Annotated in this window: 8 protein-coding genes; 7 read left to right on the top strand and 1 reads right to left on the bottom strand. The window is 36.3% G+C overall.

Annotated elements, in window-relative coordinates; genetic code table 11:
• Positions 1-60: 60 nt before the first annotated feature.
• Positions 61-1992, top strand: a complete 1932-nt coding sequence (locus IPI31_14980) for a T9SS type A sorting domain-containing protein (GenBank protein MBK7569122.1) — start codon at positions 61-63, stop codon at positions 1990-1992.
• Between the two features lie 520 nt (positions 1993-2512).
• On the opposite strand, the gene IPI31_14975 is transcribed toward IPI31_14980, so the two are convergent.
• Entirely contained in the window at positions 2513-3616 is a 1104-nt protein-coding gene (locus IPI31_14975; protein ID MBK7569121.1) for a hypothetical protein, read from the bottom strand.
• Positions 3617-4017: 401 nt separating this feature from the next.
• Here IPI31_14975 and IPI31_14970 point away from each other — a divergent pair, with 401 nt between their 5' ends.
• From IPI31_14970 to IPI31_14945, 6 genes are read left to right on the top strand one after another with little or no spacing between them, the layout of a single operon-like run.
• Positions 4018-6270 carry a T9SS type A sorting domain-containing protein gene (locus IPI31_14970; GenBank protein MBK7569120.1) on the top strand — a complete coding sequence of 751 codons (2253 nt, stop codon included), beginning with the start codon at positions 4018-4020 and terminating at the stop codon, positions 6268-6270.
• Positions 6263-8524 carry a T9SS type A sorting domain-containing protein gene (locus IPI31_14965; protein MBK7569119.1) on the top strand — a complete coding sequence of 754 codons (2262 nt, stop codon included), beginning with the start codon at positions 6263-6265 and terminating at the stop codon, positions 8522-8524. Before IPI31_14970 ends, IPI31_14965 begins: the two co-directional genes overlap by 8 nt.
• 30 nt (positions 8525-8554) lie before the next feature.
• Positions 8555-12418 carry a T9SS type A sorting domain-containing protein gene (locus IPI31_14960; GenBank protein MBK7569118.1) on the top strand — a complete coding sequence of 1288 codons (3864 nt, stop codon included), beginning with the start codon at positions 8555-8557 and terminating at the stop codon, positions 12416-12418.
• Positions 12419-12446: 28 nt separating this feature from the next.
• A complete protein-coding gene (locus IPI31_14955; protein MBK7569117.1) occupies positions 12447-16349 on the top strand; it encodes a T9SS type A sorting domain-containing protein in 3903 nt (1300 codons plus the stop codon).
• A gap of 18 nt (positions 16350-16367) precedes the next feature.
• Positions 16368-18557 (top strand): T9SS type A sorting domain-containing protein, encoded by a 2190-nt coding sequence (locus tag IPI31_14950; GenBank protein MBK7569116.1) that lies wholly within the window; start codon positions 16368-16370, stop codon positions 18555-18557.
• Between the two features lie 17 nt (positions 18558-18574).
• Positions 18575-22306: a T9SS type A sorting domain-containing protein gene (locus IPI31_14945; GenBank protein ID MBK7569115.1), complete on the top strand. Its 3732-nt coding sequence runs from the start codon at positions 18575-18577 to the stop codon at positions 22304-22306.
• Positions 22307-22320: the final 14 nt, after the last annotated feature.

Below are 22320 nucleotides of genomic sequence, written 5' to 3'. Positions count from 1 at the left end.
ATATCATTTTTTCACAAAAAATTTAATCAATTATATTCATTCATCTTTAAATTTTTACCTATGAAATTAAAAATTAATTCTATTGTGTTTATTTTGTTAACACAACAGGTGTTATTCTCGCAATCACCCGGCATTGAGTGGCAACAAACTATTGGTGGAAATTCATTTGATAATATTGTTCAAATTGAAGAAACTCCGGATGGCGGTTATATAGTTGGTGGATTTTCATCTTCGGGAGTATCGGGCGATAAAACGGAAGCTTCCTTTGCAGGAGGAACAATAGGTTATGACTATTGGATACTTAAACTGGATGAAAACGGAAATATTATTTGGCAAAATACGCTCAATGCAAACCGCGACGATGTATTGGCAGATTTAGTATTATGTTCTGATGGAGGATATTTATTAGCCGGTTATTCAAGTTCAGGTACCAGTGGTGATAAGTCTGAAAATGTAATAGGAGGAGGAATTACAAATCCCGATTATTGGATAGTAAAATTAAATAGTGTTGGTGTAATGGAATGGGAAAATTCCATTGGTGGTGATCAGGGAGATTATTTGAAAACTGCAAAACAAACAGCAGATGGTGGTTTTATTTTAGGAGGTTCTTCTTTATCCGGAATTTCAGGCGATAAAACAGAACTATGTTTTGGTAGCAGTGATTATTGGATGGTAAAAATAAATTCAACGGGATTTATTGAATGGCAAAAAACAATTGGCGGTGTTTTATATGACGACTTTTCTTCACTGGATATTGCCTTGGATGGTGGATATATTTTAGGCGGATCTTCCGTTTCCCCTATTTCGGGAAACAAATCAGAAAATTGTATTGGTAATTCAGATATTTATCCTGATTATTGGATTGTTAAAACAGATGCATCGGGAAATATAGAATGGGATCATACAAGTGGTGGTAAACGGTCGGATTATCTTTCAGCATTGCAAAGTTGTGCTGATGGAGGGTATATTGTTGGTGGAAAATCTGATTCCAGATCATTCGGAGATAAATCAGAAGATAATATGACCGGTCCTCTTAAATATGATTATTGGGTATTTAAAATGGATGAAGATGGAAACGTAATTTGGGATAATTCAATAGGTGGTTCAGACGGCGACCATTTAAACGCTTTGGATCAGACATCAGATAATGGTTTTTATTTTGCAGGCTATTCCAATTCTACAAATTCTTTTGATAAATCGGAACCACTGAGTGGCTTTTCTGATTATTGGATCATTAAAACTGATGCAAATGGAAATATAATTTGGGAGAACAGTATAATTGGTTTAGGCTCCGATTTTTTATACGTTTGTAATCAAACATCTGATGGAGGAATAATTTTAGGTGGAAATAGCAGTTCAGGAATTGGCGCCGATAAAACAGAAGGAGTGGTAGGTGAAACTGCAGATTTTTGGATCATTAAAATTGCACCGGAAACCTGTCCTCTTGTCACCGGTATTTTTACCGATAATATCACAACCACAAAAGCTACCGCAAACTGGAATATAATTCCCGGAGCAGATTCCTATCAGATATGGTACCGCCCTATTGGAGCCGGCACCTGGACCAAAAAATTAGCAACTACTAATTTTAAAACAATTAAATCAATAATTCCAGATACTGACTACGAATATCAGGTTCGTGCAGAATGCAGCGATGGAGAATTTGGTGCATTTACTGATTTACAGAATTTTACAACTTTACCGTTAAGAGCAGAATTAGATTTAGTATCTATGGAAATGGATATTTTCCCAAATCCAAATACAGGTTTTTTTACAATTTCAGCTGAAATATCATCACAAATCCAAAACAACGAAATTGTTCAAATACAAATATTTGATCTCACCGGTAAATTGATACATAATCAACAAAACAAATTTAATAATGGAATAATTAATGAAGATATTCATTTAAAAAATATCCCTTCCGGAATATATATATTGAAATGTTTTTCTGAAAATATTACCATAGAAGAAAAAATTATCATTGAATAAAATGGTGAGTGGTGAAGGTGCCATTAACTGAAAAATGACCTAATTTGTAGAGACGCAATGCATTGTGTCTCTACAATTGTGATCATTTTTCAATTGGAAACCTGTTGTGATCGACGCAGGAGCTTTACTACATGTCAGAACCGAAAAAAATAATATCGAACCTGCCTGCCAACAGCGTTAGCGTCAGGCAGGTAAAGAACAAGGAATAAAGAACCCGTCAGTGGCCGGGCAGGCATCAAACAATACACACCCGAGTGATTATCCTCCGAATTTAACACAGAACTGAAACATGTAGTGATCGACGCAGGAGATCTACTACATGTCAGAACTCAGAACTGAAACTTGTAGTGATCAACGCAGGAGAACCAAAAAAAATAATATCGAATAAAGAACAAGGAATAAAGAACATCAAACAATCCACACCCGAGTGATTTTCCTCCGTATTGTACACAGAACTGAAACATGTAGTGATCGACGCAGGAGATCTACTACATGTCAGAACTCAGAACAACATTAACAACTAATCAACCCTTTCCCACTTCACCGTAACATCATAATTCCCCTTCAACTTCAAAAAATTTGTCCCGGTGAGCTGTGCATTAAATGTATTGCTTTCACTTTCTCCAACACCTAATGTATTAATATCCATTACAAAAATATCCTGTAATTCCTGTGATACTTCCGACAATCTTAATTGCGGAACTATTACTCCGAATATTTCAATTAAAATCGCAATTGCCAATGTTACGATCACAAAAACCAGACTTGCTACTAACAAAGGCGGAATTTTTGTGATTAATGCTGCGAGTGCTCCAAGTCCTCCGAGTTGTCCTGCGACTAACGCAGCGAGCGCAACCTGACTTGCAATATCAATGGTGCGTTCCAATGTTGCATCGTCTTTTTTTGTGTCTCTTTCAATAACAAATATTCCTGCAATAAATGTTTGCGGAAAAGTATTTGCTTCACGCAAATCAAAGTCACGAATTAGTGTATTTAAAACCTTTTCCTCTGCAACTTTAAATTTGCCTAACGATGTTTCTTCAATTTCCTCATTTTCTAAAATAGAAGAAATGGTAAATCCTTTAATCGAAATTTCATCCTTGCGAACATCCTGAGTATCTACACATTTTATTTTTTCCAGACTTAATCGCAAGGTTCCCGGTGCATTTCCGCGTGGAGTTCCTTTTAAAGTTTTTGTAGCTGCGTGTTTGGTTCTTCCTTTTGGTAAATGAGGTTGCAGCAATTTTTCAAAACTATTTAATTCACTTGCATCTAATTGAATATCATCCGTTGTAATTAAAGTGTTTGCCTGCTCGAATATCGATTTTTTAGAGCTGAGATCTATATTCAATAAATTTCCATACTTGCGTTTGGTTTGCAAATTATTTGCATCCGGAATTTTAGCATAACGTTCTATCATTTTGTTTTTTCCAGAGGAATCAAATTGCGTATAAATTTTTTTCAAAATTTGTTCGAAACTTTTATGATCTGTCGGCAATGGATATTTAGTTGGTTCTTTAATATGCATTGCAACTTTTGTAAAGGCAAGTTCGATCGAATTGCTTAAATGGCTTTTAATAAAAACCATCCTGTCTGTCGTGGATTCAGTTTTAAGTTTTCGCATGTTTTTTTATTGTAAATCTATACTTTTCATTTTAAATATGATATAGGATAAAATAGAGGCAAACTTTAAGTATATAAACTATTCAAAATCAATCATTTATATCAATTTCGGACACAAGAAATTTGATTTCGGCAAAAAACCCTTTATTACCTATATTAATTTAGCACAATATTAATATCAGATCAGACATTATGAATGAACGTTCATTCATAATGCTGACGTTCATTCCTTCATTCTTTAATTCTTTCATTCTTTCATTCCTTCATTCCTTCAATCCTTCATCCTTTCATTCTTTCATTCGCTAACTCAAAAGGCCATTTCACACTGAAAACCCACCATTTCACACGAAATAACTTGAATTTCTTGTATTTTAGGTTTAGATTTCTGAGAAATACACACAAATGAAGACCCTGTACTTTTTTATTTTCTCGCTTATTTCCAATTTCCTTATTTCTCAGGTTCCTGGTATTGAATGGCAAAATACAATTGGAGCAAATCAAAGTGATGATCAAAGGTCAATTAACCCCACATTTGATGGAGGTTTTATTATTGGTGGAACAACCTATTCAGATTTATCCGGTGATAAAACAGGTAATGCTATTGGTGAAGGATACTGGGTTTATGATGATGATCTGGAAGAATATGTTCACTTCAATTATGCAGATCTTTGGATTGTAAAAACGAACTCTTCTGGGGCCATTGAATGGGATAACACAATTGGTGGTGATAGATCAGATATTTTTAGTTCTATCGAGCAAACATCTGATGGAGGATACATCATTGGTTCATCATCAAAATCCGGAATTTCGGGAGATAAAACTGCACCAAACTGGGATCCAACACAATATTACCACGATTATTGGATAATTAAACTTGACTTTGCAGGTAATATTGAATGGCAACAAACAATTGGTGGAATTGAAGGCGAAACAACCAAAAGAGTATTTCAAACCAGTGATGGTGGTTATATGGTAGGTGGAACCTCAACTTCTTATATTTCAGGTAATAAAACGGAAATATTAATAGGAGGTGCTGGTGCGTCAGGTGATATTTGGATAGTAAAACTAAATTCAGCCGGAACTATAATTTGGCAAAACGATATTGGAGGTCCAGGCTTTGACGACATTTATGATATTGAAGAATCACAGGATGGCGGATACATTATAGGAGCAACATCCAACTCAAATTCAGGCGGAGATAAGGCAGAAGGCAGCTTAGGTCAGGAAGATTATTGGATAATAAAATTGAACACTTTTGGAGTGATTGAATGGGAAAATACAATCGGAGGAAACAATAAAGATTACCTTATGGCAATCGATAATACTAATGATGGAGGTTTTGTAATTGGAGGATATTCCCGCTCTCCGATATCAGGAGATAAAATTGAAACTAGTAATGTTTATTGGGATTATTGGATATTAAAATTGAATTCTGCGGGTAATATTCAATGGCAAAATACCATTACAGGTGAACGCGAAGAATTTTTGTATGACATTAAGGAAACCTCAGTAGGAAATTTTATTGTAGTAGGTAAATCAAATTCTTTAATTTCCGGAGATAAAACAGATAGTTACTATGGACCTATACGAAATTTCGATATATGGTTTTTGAATTTAAGTAGTGACGGAAATATTATTTGGCAAAAAACAATTGGAGGAGACGCTTTAGATAGCGGACATAAAACATTGCAAAATGAAGACGGTAGTTTTATTCTCGGTGGCACATCCCTTTCTTCTATCTCATATGATAAAACAGAAAATTGTTATGGAGATGGTGATTTTTGGATAATGAAATTGGAATGTTTCCCGGAAGTAGAAATTTGTAATTCATTTGACGAAAACTGTAACGGCATAGTCGATGATGGAATTACAGAAACAATTACTATTTATGCCGATGGTCCAACAGTATTTTGTACAGGTGGAAGTGTGTTGTTATCCGCTATTTATTCAGGTGAAACAACGCAATGGAAACGAAACGGAACAAATATTCTCGGCGCAACCTCATCATCCTATACAGTAACAACAAAAGGAACCTATACTTGCGAAACAACAAGTGCATGCGATACAGAATTATCCACCGGAATTTTCGTCAACGTTCAAAAAAATCCACCTGCATCAATTACTGCCGGCGGTGCTACAACCTTCTGCGCAGGAGGTTCTGTAATTCTAACAGCAAATACAGGAGGAGGATTGAGTTATAAATGGTATAAAGACGCTGTATTAATTCCTGGTGCAATATCTATAAATTACACCGCAACAACTGCAGGTTTTTATAAATGTAATGTTACAAAAACAGCAACAGGATGCAACAAAAATTCGAATGGAATTATGGTAACTGTTCCATGTAAAGAAGGGGAAGAATTAATATCAAATTCAAACTTCACCATCTTCCCAAATCCAAACAATGGAACCTTCAATTTGGTCTGTAACTCCCCACTCGGAGCACTTTTCCCCCTAAAGGGGGGACCAAGGGGGGTGATGACCATGCTCGAGATCTTCAACTCCCTCGGCCAACAGATCCATTCCCAACAAATAAATTCACCTGATGGAAATATCACCGAAACAATTTCAATTAATAATTTATCAAGTGGAATTTACTTTGTGCGATTAAATAGTGGAAATCTTTTTTCCGAACAAAAATTAATTATTGAATAAAATAAATTATATAAAACAGATCATGAAAAATCCGATAATTAAATTCGTTGTTTTCACCCAATCATTATTCATCATAAATTTCTCATTCTCACAAGCTCCTGCAATTGAATGGCAAAATAATATCGGTGGGGTTAGCCTTGACTATTTATATAAGATTATACAGTCAAATGATGGTGGATATGTGTTATTAGGTAATTCATATTCTTCCATTTCTGGTGATAAAACCGAATCATCAAATGGATTAACTGATTATTGGATATTAAAATTGGATCCTGTTGGAAATATTATTTGGCAAAATACAATTGGTGGTGATGATTTGGATACTCCAACTGAAATTATTCAATGCTCAGATAATGGATATTTAATTTGTGGTTATTCCCTTTCGAGTGCTTCAGGTGATAAGACAGAATCCGTAATCGGCGGTACTGGTGAGTATGATATATGGATTGTTAAATTAGATCCTGAAGGCGAAATTGAATGGGAAAATACTATAGGAAGTGATGGAGAAGATTTTGTATATGATGTTGTAAATGCACATGACGGAGGTTTTATTATTGGAGGTAGTAGCAATGGCGGCATATCAGGTGATAAAAATATGGTAAGCCTTGGATCAGACGATTACTGGATTTTAAAAATTAGTGATTTGGGTATAATTCAATGGCAAAAAAGAATTGGAGGATTTGATAGTGACGTAATAAATTCAATCGAAGCAACAACAGATAATTGTTACATTATTTTGGGGAGTTCCTATTCAGGAATTGGAGGCGATAAAACCGAACCTAACCCTGGGATTTGGGATTCTGATCTCTGGGTATTAAAAATTGATTTATATGGAGATATTATCTGGCAAAATACAATTATAGCAAATAAGAATGATCAGGGTGTGTCTATACACCAAACCAGCGATAACGGTTATATTATAGGAAGTACCACTTATTCTGATGCAGCCTTCGATAAGTCGGAGAACCATTACGGTGGAGATGGAAAAAATGATTTTTGGATAATAAAACTAAACGAGTCAGGAGATATAGAATGGGATAACAATATTGGGGGATTGGATTATGATTACTGTAAAAATGCTATTCAAACCGATGATGGTGGATACCTGGTGGGTGGAAAAACAACGGGGGCAGGAGGAGATAAAATAGGATATATATTTTCCTACGATTATTGGATCCTTAAATTAGGCGTAGATGGATCAATAATCTGGCAGGATGTACTAGGAGGCAATGGTGCCGATTATATGGAGGGATTTACAGAAACTTCTGATGGAGGTTTTATTCTTGCAGGCTATAGTAACTCTCAAATCAGTTGGGATCATAATGAATATAATATTGGAAGTCTTGATTATTGGGCTGTAAAATTATATCCGGATTGCGTTGTTGAAACCTGCAACGCACTCGACGATAATTGCAACGGATTAATCGATGATGCAATTGTAGAAACAATTAATATTTCCGCTGGCAGCCCAATAATTTTTTGTCAAGGTGGAAATGTATTATTAACCGCAACTTATTCCGGCACATCCGTGCAATGGAAAAAGAATGGAATAAATATCACAGGAGCAACTTCATCAACTTATTCCGTAATTAAAACAGGTGATTATACTTGTGTAACAACAAGTCCATGCGGCACGGCAACGTCATCAATAATTCATGTCATCGTAAATAAAAATCCTGCTGCATCAATATCCGCAGCCGGCGCCACAACATTCTGTGCAGGAGGAAGTGTAACATTAAATGAGGTGCCAGTTACAGGAAGTTCCTATCAATGGTTTAAGGGTGCTAGCGCAATTGCCGGAGCAACATTCACAAATTATATTGCAACCACAGCCGGTAATTATAAATGCAGAGTTACAAAAACAGCAAGCGGTTGTTTTAAAAATTCAAATACGATTGTCGTTACGGTTCCTTGTAAGGAAGGGGAGGAATTAATGAATGAAGAAAATAATAATATCACCATCTTCCCAAATCCCAACACCGGAACATTTAATTTAACCTATAATGTTCCAACCGGAGCAACATCCCCCTATGGGGGACCGTGGGGGCCAATTTCCCCCCTCAAGGGGGAACCAAGGGGGGTGACATTCCAAATATTCAACTCCCTCGGCCAACAAATCCATTCCCAACAAATAAATTCACCCGATGGAAACATAAACGAAACAATTACCATTAATAATTTGAGCAGTGGAATTTATTTTGTTCAATTATCAAATGGTACTAATTATTCTCAACAAAAATTAATAATTGAATGATTAATTATTCTATCAACTAAATTAATTAAAATGAAAACCCTCAACCATTTATCAAATACTATTTTTCTACTAATTATTACCGGTTCATTATTTAATCCCTTTAATTCATATTCTCAAGATCCTATCGTGCAATGGGATAATACGATCGGCGGCATAGGCACTGAGGATCTCAAAAGTGCATCAAAAACAAGTGATGGTGGATACATAATTGGAGGCTCTTCGAGCACTAATATTAATGGAGATAAAACAGAACTTTGTAAAGGTAGTTTAGATTATTGGATCATTAAATTAGATGCACTGGGTAATATAGTTTGGCAAAATACTATTGGGTCAAGTTCCTATGATTATCTTGTTGAAGTGGTGGAGGCGCCTGATGGAGGATATCTTGTAGCAGGTCATACAATCGCCGGAATTTCTGTCGATAAAACTACCGAATCATTTGGTGGATATGATTTCTGGATACTTAAACTTACACCTACAGGTGAAATAGTTTGGCAAAAAGAAATTGGCGGAAGTGGAAACGATTATCTTACACATGCATATGCAATAACTGGCGGTGGTTTTATTTTAGGAGGATATTCTGATTCAGGGATATCAGGATTAAAAACACAAGCATGTATTGGTGAATATGATTATTGGATACTAAAAATAAATTCAGTCGGAACAATTCAATGGCAATATACCATCGGTGGAACTGGTGATGATTACCTAAAAAGTTCAAAGAAATCTTCTACAGGAAATTATATTCTCGCTGGTTATTCCGAATCGGGAATTGGCGGAGATAAAGAAGAAGCATGTATAGGATCAAGAGATTATTGGATAATGTCGATGACCCCTGCCGGAAATATTCTTTGGCAAAACACAATTGGTGGTACCGGTTATGATGAGTTAATGGATTTTGTTGAATTGGAAAGTAATAATATTATACTTGCAGGTCACTCTGATTCGGATATTTCAGGTGATAAATCAGAATTGAGCCACAATAGAATGGCAGACACAGAATTCTACGATGAAGAAGATATGCGAAACACTGATGACCTTTGGATAGTAAAAATTGATTCGGATGGAGATATTATTTGGGAAAAAACATTTGGTGCCGATTACAAAGATGAATATGTAGTAAATGCATTTGCTGAAAATGATAATCGCATTATAATTGCGGGCGGAACATTATCCTACGATTCCTATATATCCAGATATTATACTGTTGCAATTGATACGAATGGATATGTAATTTGGACAGATGAAATTTATGGGCAATATGAAGAAGATGGTTGGGAAGATGGTGTTTATAATTTTGAAGATAACGATTTGCGTGCAGCATTTAATATACCTGGAGATGGATATATGCTTGCGGGATCCTCCTCGGGAAATATCGGATATGATAAAACAGAAGATGCCTGGGCAACCGGATATGGAGTTGGTTATAATAGTGATTATTGGATAGTAAAAATGGGTCCGGATACTTGCACAACATCTCCACTTTATACTGACTTCGATCTTGACGGTTCAGGTGGATTACATGTTGCTGAGGCCTGCGAACTTGTAAACAAACCTTATGTATTTACATCTGGTGATTGCAACGATATGCATCCTTCTATTTATTTTGATGCCGAAGAAGTATGTGATGGAAAAGATAATAATTGTAATGGAATTATTGATGAAGGATTATTGGATTGCAATTCAGGGCCCGAAATTCTTTGGGATATTACTTTAGGAGGTACTGATACAGACCGATTAAATGCAACCGCAATTTCTTTGGATGGGTCAATTTTTTTGGGTGGAACTACTGGTTCAATTTCAGACGAAATATTAGAAAATAACGGCGGCCTCGATCTTACAATATTTAAATTGGATGCAGATGGTAACATTTTGTGGAATGTTGTATATGGAGGAAGTGCTGATGATGAATTACAAAGTATTAACCTGACAAGTGATAATGGATTAATTGTCGGCGCATATTCTTATTCAGGAATTTCAGGCGATAAAACGGAAGCGAATTATGGGAATAGAGATTATTGGATCATAAAATTGGATGCTGATGGAAATCTGGTTTGGCAAAATTCTATTGGAGGAAGTTCTTCTGATGATTTATCAGTTATTCGCCAAACAATTGATGGAGGCTATATTCTTGGAGGAACCTCATATTCAGGATTAAGCGGAGAAAAAACAGAAGCTTCCTATGGTGTTACTGATTTTTGGATAATTAAATTAGATGCCTTGGGCAACATTGTTTGGCAAAATACAATTGGTGGGTCATCTTCAGATGATCTGACTTCGCTTTTTGAAATGCCAGATGGAAGTTTTGTAATTGGTGGAAGTTCCGGCTCAGGAATTAGTGGGGAAAAAACAGTTGCAGGTTTTGGTAGCTACGATTATTGGGTTATTAAATTATCGTCTGCCGGCACAATAACCTGGCAGAAAGTTTTTGGAGGAAGTAGTAGCGACGAACTTACCAGCCTCGAAAAAAGTTACGATAACAATATTTTAGTTTGTGGTTATTCAAGTTCAGGAATTTCAGGAAATAAAACTGAAATATCATATACTGCTGACTATTGGATATTAAAATTAAATGCAACAGGCGGTATTATCTGGCAAAATACAATTAATGGAGAGGATGTTGATAATTGTTTTGATATTGCGGAAACATACGAACATAATATCGTAATTACCGGTCATTCAAAATCAATGAGTCAATATGATAAGGAAGAAAAATTTATTCACGAATCACCTATGGCAACCTATTATTCTCATTTCGACCAAAATGATTATGATTATTGGGTAACAACCCTAAATGCGTCAGGAGAATTAATATGGCAAAATACTATTGGGGGTAATATGAACGATTATGCAACTTCTGTTTCTCTTACACCTTCAGGTCAAATTTTAATTGGTGGATATTCCAGCTCTTTTATCAGTGCAGATAAATCAGCTGATCCAAATGGATTTCCTGAAGAGATTGATATGCTGACGGATTATCCCTATTCAGGCATATTTGGCGATTATGATTTTTGGATTGTGTTAATGGAACCCGATGGATGTGTTCCCTCCACAGAAACATGTAATTCAAATGATGATAATTGCAATGGTCTTATTGATGAAGGAGTTGTTGAAACAATTTCCATCTCCGCCGGTGGCCCAATTATTTTTTGCCAGGGTGGAAATGTATTATTGACAGCAACATATTCCGGTGCAACAGTGCAATGGAGGAAGAACGGAACTAATATCGCGGGTGCAATATCCTCTACCTACTCAGTTACTAAAACGGGAGATTACACTTGTGTAACTACAAGTCCATGCGGAACTGCAACATCTTCCATAATTCATGTAATTGTAAATAAAAATCCTGCAGCATCCATCACTGCAGGTGGCGCCACAACATTTTGCGCAGGAGGAAGTGTAACATTAATAGAATTACCTGTTACCGGTTGTTCTTATCAATGGTATAAAGGCGCATCAACAATTGCCGGTGCAACTTCCACAAATTATATCGCAACAACAGCCGGAAATTATAAATGTAGAGTTACAAAAACTGCAAGTGGTTGTTTTAAAAATTCGAATACGATTGTTGTTACTGTTCCATGTAAAGAAGGTGAAGAATTATTAGCAGAAAATAATAACTTCACCATCTTCCCAAATCCAAACAATGGAACTTTTAATCTGGTCTTCAACTCCCAATTCGGAGGAGCTTCCCCCCTAGAGGGGGGACCAAGGGGGGTGACCACGCTCGAAATCTTCAACTCCCTCGGACAATTAATTTATTCAAAACAAATTCATTCAGCTGATGGAAACATAAACGAAACAATTACCATTGATAATTTGAGCAGCGGAATTTATTTCGTCCGATTATCAAATGGAAATAATTATTCAGAACAAAAATTAATTATCGAATAATTGATTATTTTAAATCGAAAATTTTAAAATGAAACCCGAACTCACACAAACAAGACTTATTTTTATTTTATTTACCCTTTGTTTTATTTTGAAAACACAATATTGTTTTTCACAAGATCCTATAGTCGATTGGGAAAATACAATTGGTGGCGGTTCATCAGATTTTCTCATGGCGTCTGCTGAAACTTTGGACGGTGGATTTATAATTGCCGGATATTCTTATTCTTCAATAGGATTTGATAAAACCGAGAGTGCAATGAACTACGATTATTGGGTAGTTAAACTAAATGCATCAGGCACAATTGTATGGCAAAATACAATTGGAACAGCTCTCGCTGATTATCTAACCAGTATTATAGCAACACCGGATGGTGGATATTTGGTAGGAGGATATACTACCGGAGGAATTTCCGGTGATAAAACAGATCCGGCAATTGGTTTAAAAGATTATTGGATCTTAAAACTTGCACCAACGGGCGATATTGTTTGGCAAAAAACAATTGGGGGTTCTGGTGATGATTTTTTAACCGATATGATCTCAATTACAGGAGGGGGTTTTATTTTAAGTGGTTATTCAAACTCCGGTATTTCAGGAAATAAAACCGAGGCGTGTATCGGTGGCTATGATTATTGGATAATAAAAATTAACTCTGTTGGGGTTATCCAATGGCAATATACAATAGGAGGATCAGGTAACGATTATTTAAAAGAAACTATCCGTTCCTCTGATGGTAATTTCGTACTTGCAGGATATTCGATCTCAGGTATTTCTGGCGATAAAACAGAAGCAAATATTGGAGGAAATGATTATTGGGTGCTTGCAATCGATGGTTCCGGTACGGTGGTGTGGCAAAATACAATTGGTGGAACAGGTTACGACTATCTCAATAGCATCTCCGAATTAAATACTGGTGGATTTATTCTTGGAGGAAATTCCTCTTCAAATATTTCCGGTGATAAATCAGAAAATAGTTTAAATTATTTAGATTATTGTTGGGGATGCGGATATTTTACTTCCGGAAATGGAAATGATTATTGGATCGTAAGAATTGATAATGTAGGTAATTTGATATGGGAAAATTCTTTTCTAACTGGAAGTGAATGGTCCTCAGCAGAAGTAGATGAAGTATTTCAATACGACGATAATAAAATTATGATCGCAGGTAACTCAGAAGGAAATGGCGATAATCTTGAAACCGATGGAGGCAATGATTATTGGCTCTTGGCAATTGATACAAATGGTTATATAATTTGGCAAGAGGTATTAGGAGGAGAAATAACCTGGGAATATGATGAGTATGAATGGATAGTGGAAAATGGGGATAGTTATTTACGTTCCTGTTTTGTTACTTCAGATGGTGGATTTTTTGTTGCAGGTTCTTCAAATGGAATGCTGGGAAATGATAAATCTGAATCCGTCTTGGGTGGCTATAATCAAGATTATTGGGTATTAAAACTCGGCCCTGATACTTGCACGCCATTCCCAGTATATTCGGATTATGATAGAGATGGAGAAGGCTCTGAATTTATTTCAAGTGCTTGTGAATTAACTTACGGTCCATGGGTTTCAAATTCAAACGATTGTAATGATTTATATTCAAGTGTCAATACCATGGCAGTTGAGATCTGCGATGGTCTTGATAATGATTGTAATGGAACAATAGATGAAGGATTTGTAGATTGCAACAGCGGACCAATTATTTTGTGGGATAAAACCTTAGGTGATGCTGCTTATAATCAATTAAGTGAAATAACCTCAACTAACGATGGCGGAACAATCTCAATTGGAAGTAAAACTGAAGTTTCTCCGGAAACTGATTCCTATTATGATCCTGAATTTAATTATAATATTGAAATTAATAAGTTAGATGCCGGAGGAAACATTCAATGGCAAAAAATAATTACTGCAGATCAGGATGATAAAGGAATAAGTGTTAAACAAATGCCGGATAATGGATTTATAATTGGTGCAACGTCTTTTTCCGGAATTTCAGGAGATAAATCTGTAGCTGGTTTTGGGAGTTCCGATTATTGGATAATTAAATTAAATAGTTTGGGTGATATTGAATGGCAAAAAGTTTTTGGTGGCTCTAATTATGACAATCTTACTGATGTGGAAATAACATCCGATGGAGGGTTTGTAATTTCCGGACACTCCAATTCGGGAATCTCGGGGAATAAATCGGAAAGCACGAACGGAGTTTATGACTTTTGGATTTTAAAATTAAATGCTTTAGGAGAAATAGAATGGCAAAATGGTATTGGTGGTGCAGGTAATGATTATGATCCTTATGTTGGGGTAGATTCATCAGGCAATTATTATGTCGGTGGTAAATCACTTTCTGGTATTTCAGGAGACAAAACCGAAACAAATTTAGGTAGTTATGATTTTTGGGCTTTGAAACTCAATGTATTTGGTGCAATAATATGGCAAAATACAATCGGGGGATTGTTAACAGAAGATATATTTTCTGTTGATGTGGATGATGCAGGCAATATGATCCTTGCAGGAAATTCTAATTCAGGTATTTCTTTCGATAAAACTGAACCAAGTGCAGATTATGATTATTGGATCGTTAAATTGAATTCCGATGGAAGTATTGATTGGGATAATACCATTTCAGGTGTTGGATTTGATTATTGCAGATCGGTAGCTATTTGTCCTGATGGAGGTTACTTGGTAGGAGGGTATTCTGTATCTGTAATAACCTCTGATAAGAATGAGAGTTACCATTTAACAATGTTTAGTCCATATGGATTATCCTTTGAGGAAAAAAGTGATTATTGGATATTGAAACTGGATAATGAAGGAAATACAATTTGGCAAAATACGATGGGTGGAAATATGGGCGATTATTTAATGTCAATTGCTATTGGTGATGATGAAAAAATTATGTTAGGTGGTTATTCAAAATCGGGACACTCAGGAGATAAATCCGGCGAATGTTTTGGAATAATTCAGGAAGTGATAGAAATTGACGAATATTATGAAGATCAATGGACACATTATTATCCCAATACAGATTTTTGGATATTGCAACTAGAACCGGAAGGTTGCATTCTGATGATGGAAATTTGTAATACAATAGATGACAACTGCAACGGATTAATTGATGATGCAGTAATAGAAACAATTAATATCTCCGCCGGCGGCCCAATAATTTTCTGCCAAGGCGGATCTGTTTTATTAACCGCAACTTATTCCGGTGCAACAGTGCAATGGAAAAAGAACGGAACAAATATTGCTGGAGCCACATCATCAACCTATTCAGTAACTAAAACGGGTGATTACACTTGTGTAACTACAAGCCCATGTGGAACTGCAACATCTTCATTAATTCATGTAATAGTAAATAAAAATCCTGCAGCATCCATCACTGCAGGTGGCGCCACAACATTTTGCGCAGGAGGAAGTGTAACATTAATGGAAGTACCTGTTACCGGTTGTTCTTATCAATGGTATAAAGGCGCATCAACAATTGCCGGAGCAACATCCACAAATTATATCGCAACAACTGCAGGTAATTATAAATGTCGCGTTACAAAAACAGCGAGTGGTTGTTTTAAAAATTCGAATACGATTGTTGTTACTGTTCCATGTAAAGAAGGTGAAGAATTATTAGCAGAAAATAATAACTTCACCATCTTCCCAAATCCCAACACCGGAACATTTAATTTAGTCTATAATGTTCCAACCGGAGGTATTTCCCCACTCGAGCCTGCGGACCAATTTGGTGCGGGGGGACCAAGGGGGGTGACAATGCTCGAGATCTTCAACTCCCTCGGCCAACAAATCCATTCCCAACAAATAAATTCTCCCGATGGAAATATAAATGAAACTATTTCTGTAAATAATTTATCAAGTGGAATTTATTTCGTGAGATTAGGAAATGGAACAATTTATTCACAACAAAAACTAATTATTGAATAATTATTTTAAACCTTCGCTATGAAAAAGTTTTTATTCAAAATAATCGTTTTAACAAATTCATTATTCATTGCTCATTACTCATTTTCCCAAACTCCGGAAATTGAATGGCAGAATACAATTGGGGGTTCGTCCGACGATATGGTATTATCTGTTATTCAAACAGATGATGGCGGATATTTTTTAGGGGGATATTCAACTTCCGGCATTTCAGGCAACAAAACCCAAATTGGATATGGATATGAAGATTATTGGGTTATTAAACTTAATAATATTGGTAACATTGAGTGGCAGAAAACAATAGGAGGGAGCGGTCACGACGTTTTGAATTCAGTGATAGAGACAGCTGACAGCGGATACCTGCTGGCAGGTTATTCATCATCCGGAATTTCTGGTGATAAAACGGAAACAGGAGCCGGCTTTGAAGATTATTGGGTTATTAAATTGAATAGTATTGGTGAGATTGAGTGGCAAAACACGATCGGCGGAAATAGTTACGATTATTTGTTTTCCGTGACCCAGACTACGGATGAAGGGTATTTACTCGGAGGTTATTCGGGTTCAGGTATTTCCGGTGATAAAACAGAAGCGTGTCAGGGTTTCGCAGACTACTGGGTAATTAAACTGAATAGTTCAGGCGTAATTGAATGGCAGAATACTATAGGTGGTAGTGGTAACGACATATTATTATTAGGGGTAATACAGGTTGCGGATGGAGGGTATTTGTTGGGCGGATCTTCAAGTTCAGGCATCTCTGGTGATAAAACAGAAGCTTGTGTGGGGTATGATGACTACTGGGTTGTAAAATTGAATAGTGCAGGTACTATAGAATGGCAGAATACAATAGGAGGGAACAACTCTGAAAATTTATATTCGATCACTCAATCAGACGATGGAACATTTTTGCTCGGCGGATTATCGTTTTCTGGTATTAGTGGTGACAAGACAGAGGCAAGTATAGGTTTGAGTGATTTTTGGATTATTAAACTGAATGGTGCAGGCACCATTGAATGGCAGAATGTTATCGGTGGAATTTATTATGACTATCTGCATTCAGTAATCAATACTTCAGATGACGGATTTATATTAGGTGGTAATTCCAACTCTGGCATTTCCGGTGATAAAACAGAAAGTTGTATCGGGGAGCAGGACTATTGGGTGATCAAAATCGATGATACAGGTTCTATCGAATGGCAAAATACGATCGGTGGAAATAACTATGATCTAATGCAATCCGTAATAGAAACTACAGATGGTGGATATTTGCTTGGTGGATTTTCGTCATCTGGTATTTCAGCAGATAAAACTGCTAATAGTCAGGGCGGTTTCGATTATTGGGTTATAAAACTAGAAAATTGTACTGAAGAACTCTGCAACTCCCTCGATGATAACTGCAACGGCTTTATCGATGATGGCGTTATCGAAACAATTTCAAATGCAGCCGGTGGTGCTACAACTTTCTGCCAGGGAAGCTCTGTTTTATTATCCGCAACTTATTCGGGCACATCTGTCCAATGGAAAAGAAACGGAATAAATATCGCAGGTGCAACTACATCAACATATTCTGTAATTAAGACAGGAAATTATTCAGCCGTTACAACATCCCCTTGTGGCAATGCAACATCATCAACGATAACGGTAACAGTAAATAAAAACCCCAACGCAAATATTACTGCCGGAGGTGCAACTACATTCTGCGCCGGAGGAAGTGTAACATTATCCGAAGCACCAGTTGGTGGAAGTACCTATCAATGGTATAAAGGAGCAAGCGCAATTGCCGGTGCAACTTCCACAAATTATATCGCAACCACAGCCGGTAATTATAAATGCCGTGTTACAAAAACTGCAAGCGGTTGCTTTAAAAATTCAAATACAATTATCGTTACTGTTCCTTGTAAAGAAGGGGAGGAATTAATCAAAGAAGAAAATAATAATTTCACCATCTTCCCAAATCCCAACACCGGAACATTTAATTTAGTCTATAATGTTCCAACCGGAGCTATTTCCCCCCTAGAGGGGGGACCAAGGGGGGTGATGACCATGCTCGAGATCTTCAACTCCCTCGGCCAACAAATCTATTCCCAACAAATAAATTCCCCCGATGGAAATATAAATGAAACTATTTCCATAAATAATTTATCAAGTGGAATTTATTTCGTGAGGATAGGAAATGGAAATGTTTATTCACAACAAAAATTAATTATTGAATAATTATTTAATACTCCACTATGAAAAAATTTTTACTCAAAATAATCATTTTATCAAACTTTTTATTCATTGCTCATTACTCATTTTCCCAAACTCCGGAAATTGAATGGCAAAATACAATTGGAGGAACAGGTAATGATATTCTCCATGTCATGATTGCTACTACTGATGGTGGATATATTGCGGGTGGAGCATCTGCATCTTTGATCTCGGGTGATAAAACAGAAAATGTAATTGGAGGAAATCCGGTTTACAATGATTATTGGGTCGTAAAACTTGATGCATCCGGAAATATCATGTGGCAAAATACAATAGGTGGAACCAGTTATGATTATTTCACATGTTTACAACAAACGATGGATGGGGGATATATAGTTGGAGGTTATTCCAGGTCGGGTATTACAGGTGACAAAACCGAAGCTGTAATCGGTGGAGGGTCAACGTATGATTTTTGGGTTCTTAAATTAGATGCCACAGGAAATATTGTTTGGCAAAATACGATAGGTGGAACAGATGATGATCGCTTAAAACAAATTATCCAAACATCTGATGGGGGATATATATTAGGAGGTGAAAGTGAATCTGAAATTTCTGCGGATAAATCAGATCCTTTAATTGGAGCAGATGATCTATGGATAATTAAAATAAATGAAACAGGTATATTAATGTGGCAAAAAACTATTGGTGGAGTGGCTTCGGATAGGTTATCAGATATAAAACAGACACCCGACGGTGGTTATATTGTTGCCTCGTATTCCACATCAGGAATTTCCGGAAATAAAACCGAATCCAGTAATGGATTTTATGATTATTGGATTTTAAAACTAAATAGTATCGGAAATATTATTTGGCAAAACACCATTGGTGGAATTAATTATGATGAAGCGCGATCTATTGAATTAACTACAGATGGAGGTTATATTATTGGAGGTATCTCCGACTCCGAAATTTCAGGAGATAAAACAGAAGATCATTACGAAGGTGAGGATGATGATGCATATGATATATGGTTGGTAAAAATAAATAGTGTTGGAAATGTTGTCTGGGATAATACCATTGGAGGAATTGGTGAAGATGAAATGCGTTCAATGAAACAAACCGCAGATAATGGATTTATTATTGCTGCACGTTCTTATGCGTCATTTTCGGGCGATAAAGTGGAATCTAATATCGGTGAAGGAGATGGTTGGTTAATTAAGCTAAACGAAGAAGGTGATGTTATCTGGCAAAATACAATTGGAGGGTATTCATTTGATGGTATTAGAGATATAGATATTACATCGGATGGAGGTTATATTCTTGGCATGTTTTCTCGTTCTGGAATAAATGGAGATAAAACGGAAGATGTTATCGGTGAAGGTGATTATTGGATAATTAAAATGAGTGAAGATGATTGTTTATTGCAACCAACATATGCTGATATTGATCTTGATGGGTATGGTATTGAACCACCACTTTATTTTGCATGCGAACCGAGTGCATTTCAATCGATGGTAGCCGGCGACTTTCATGACCTAAATAATTTTATTCATCCCGGTTATATTGAATTATGTGATGGATTTGATAATGATTGTGATGGAATTATCGATGAAGGATTAACCGGATGTAATCCGGGACCAGCTATAGAATGGCAAAATACAATTGGTGGGATTGGAGATGACTTTTTTTCAACAGTTGTAAACACCTCCGATGGTGGATATTTCATAGCAGGACAATCTGCTTCCGGATTAAGCGGAGATAAAACCGACGAAGGTTTGGCAACAGATTATTGGGTCTTAAAATTAGATATATCAGGAAATATTTTGTGGCAAAATTCTATAGGAGGAACTGCCGGTGAGCGTTTATATGGAGCTGAGCAAACTATAGACGGCGGATATATTATTGGAGGAATATCTTATTCTCCGATTGGTGGTGATAAATCTGAAAATAGCATTAGCAGCGATATTTGGGTTGTAAAATTGAATAGTGGCGGTGATGTGGTATGGGAAAATACAATTAACGGATCCACTTTTGATGAACTTACCTCATTATCTCAAACTTCCGACGGAGGATACATAATTGGCGCATATTCTCAATCGGTAAATAGCATGGATAAAACAGAAACTTGTTTCGGTGGATATGATTATTGGATAATTAAATTAAATGCTGCCGGTAATATTCAGTGGCAAAACACGATTGGAGGAAATCAGGATGATAGATTGCAAGCTATAAAACAAACTAGTGATGGTGGATATATTATTGCAGGAGAATCGAGTTCAGGAATTTCTGTCGATAAAACCGAAATTAATTATGGCTCAAATGATTATTGGGTTGTGAAATTAAATTCTCTCGGAATAATCACCTGGCAAAATACTATCGGAGGTTCCGCTTCAGATTATTTAATTGATATTGTGCAATCTTCTGATGGAGGATTTGTTCTGGGAGGGTATTCTTCATCACCAATATCGGGTGAGAAAACAGTTGCAGGATATGGAGTTACTGATTATTGGGTAATAAAAATTGACGCTCTCGGTAATATCCTTTGGCAGAAATCTTTTGGCGGAACTTCTCATGATTATATTACTTCAATTAATGCAACAGAGGAAAATAATTATATTATCGGAGGATATTCTTCCTCTTCATTAAACGGGAGTAAATCAGAGAAATTGTTGGGACAAACTGATTATTGGATCATTTTAATTGATGATGATGGAAATGCTATTTGGCAAAATACAATTGGCGCTAAAAACGATGACGAATTAAAATGTATAACAACTACTCCTGATGGAGGATTTATTTTGGGCGGAAATTCAAAATCTAATATTTATTATGACAAAACAGAAGATGGTCAAGGAGGTGATGATTACTGGATAATTAAGTTAACGGGAGAGTGTGTCGCAGAACCTGAAATCTGTAACACAATAGATGATAATTGCAACGGATTAATAGATGATGATGTAATCGAAACAATTACAATCTCCGCCGCAGGCTTAACTACATTTTGTCAGGGTGGCTCGGTTATATTAAATGCAACAACTTCCGGTCCAAATTATCAATGGAAAAAGAACGGAACAAATATTCCAGGCGCAATATTGTCATCATATACAGTTACGACTAAAGGAACTTATACATGTGAAACATCCTCCGCATGCGACACAGAATTATCCACCGGCATTTTCGTCAACGTTCAAAAAAATCCACCCGCATCAATTACTGCAGGAGGCGCAACAACATTCTGTGCAGGAGGTTCTGTAATATTAACTGCAAACACCGGAGGAGGGTTGAGTTATAAATGGTATAAAGACGCTGTATTAATTCCTGGTGCAACATCAATAAATTACACAGCAACAACTGCAGGGTTTTATAAATGTAATGTTACTAAAACAGCATCAGGTTGCAATAAAAATTCGAATGGAATTATGGTTACAGTTCCTTGTAAAGAAGGTGAAGAATTATTATCAAATTCAGACTTCACCATCTTCCCAAATCCCAACACCGGAACATTTAATGTAGTCTATAATGTTCCAACCGGAGCAACATCCCCCTATGGGGGACCGTGGGGGCCAATTTCCCCCCTCAAGGGGGGACCAATGGGGGTGACAACGCTCGAAATCTTCAACTCCCTCGGCCAACAAATCCATTCCCAACAAATAAATTCCTGCGATGGAAATATTAATGAAACAATTTCTATAAATAATTTATCCTCCGGAATTTATTATATCCGGATGCGGACTAATGATATTCATTATGAAAAAAAACTGATCATTGAATAAATTCACCAAATTCA

The sequence above is a fragment of the Bacteroidota bacterium genome (assembly GCA_016706865.1).
Taxonomy (GTDB): Bacteria; Bacteroidota; Bacteroidia; order Chitinophagales; family BACL12; genus UBA7236.
This window is presented reverse-complemented; position numbering and strand designations above follow the sequence as displayed.

What these genes read in the sequence shown, in the direction of transcription:
- IPI31_14980 (MBK7569122.1), top strand. Translation starts at nt 61, where the DNA reads ATGAAATTAAAAATTAATTCTATTGTGTTTATTTTGTTAACACAACAG.
- IPI31_14975 (MBK7569121.1), bottom strand. Translation starts at nt 3,616, where the DNA reads ATGCGAAAACTTAAAACTGAATCCACGACAGACAGGATGGTTTTTATT.
- IPI31_14970 (MBK7569120.1), top strand. Translation starts at nt 4,018, where the DNA reads ATGAAGACCCTGTACTTTTTTATTTTCTCGCTTATTTCCAATTTCCTT.
- IPI31_14960 (MBK7569118.1), top strand. Translation starts at nt 8,555, where the DNA reads ATGAAAACCCTCAACCATTTATCAAATACTATTTTTCTACTAATTATT.
- IPI31_14955 (MBK7569117.1), top strand. Translation starts at nt 12,447, where the DNA reads ATGAAACCCGAACTCACACAAACAAGACTTATTTTTATTTTATTTACC.
- IPI31_14950 (MBK7569116.1), top strand. Translation starts at nt 16,368, where the DNA reads ATGAAAAAGTTTTTATTCAAAATAATCGTTTTAACAAATTCATTATTC.
- IPI31_14945 (MBK7569115.1), top strand. Translation starts at nt 18,575, where the DNA reads ATGAAAAAATTTTTACTCAAAATAATCATTTTATCAAACTTTTTATTC.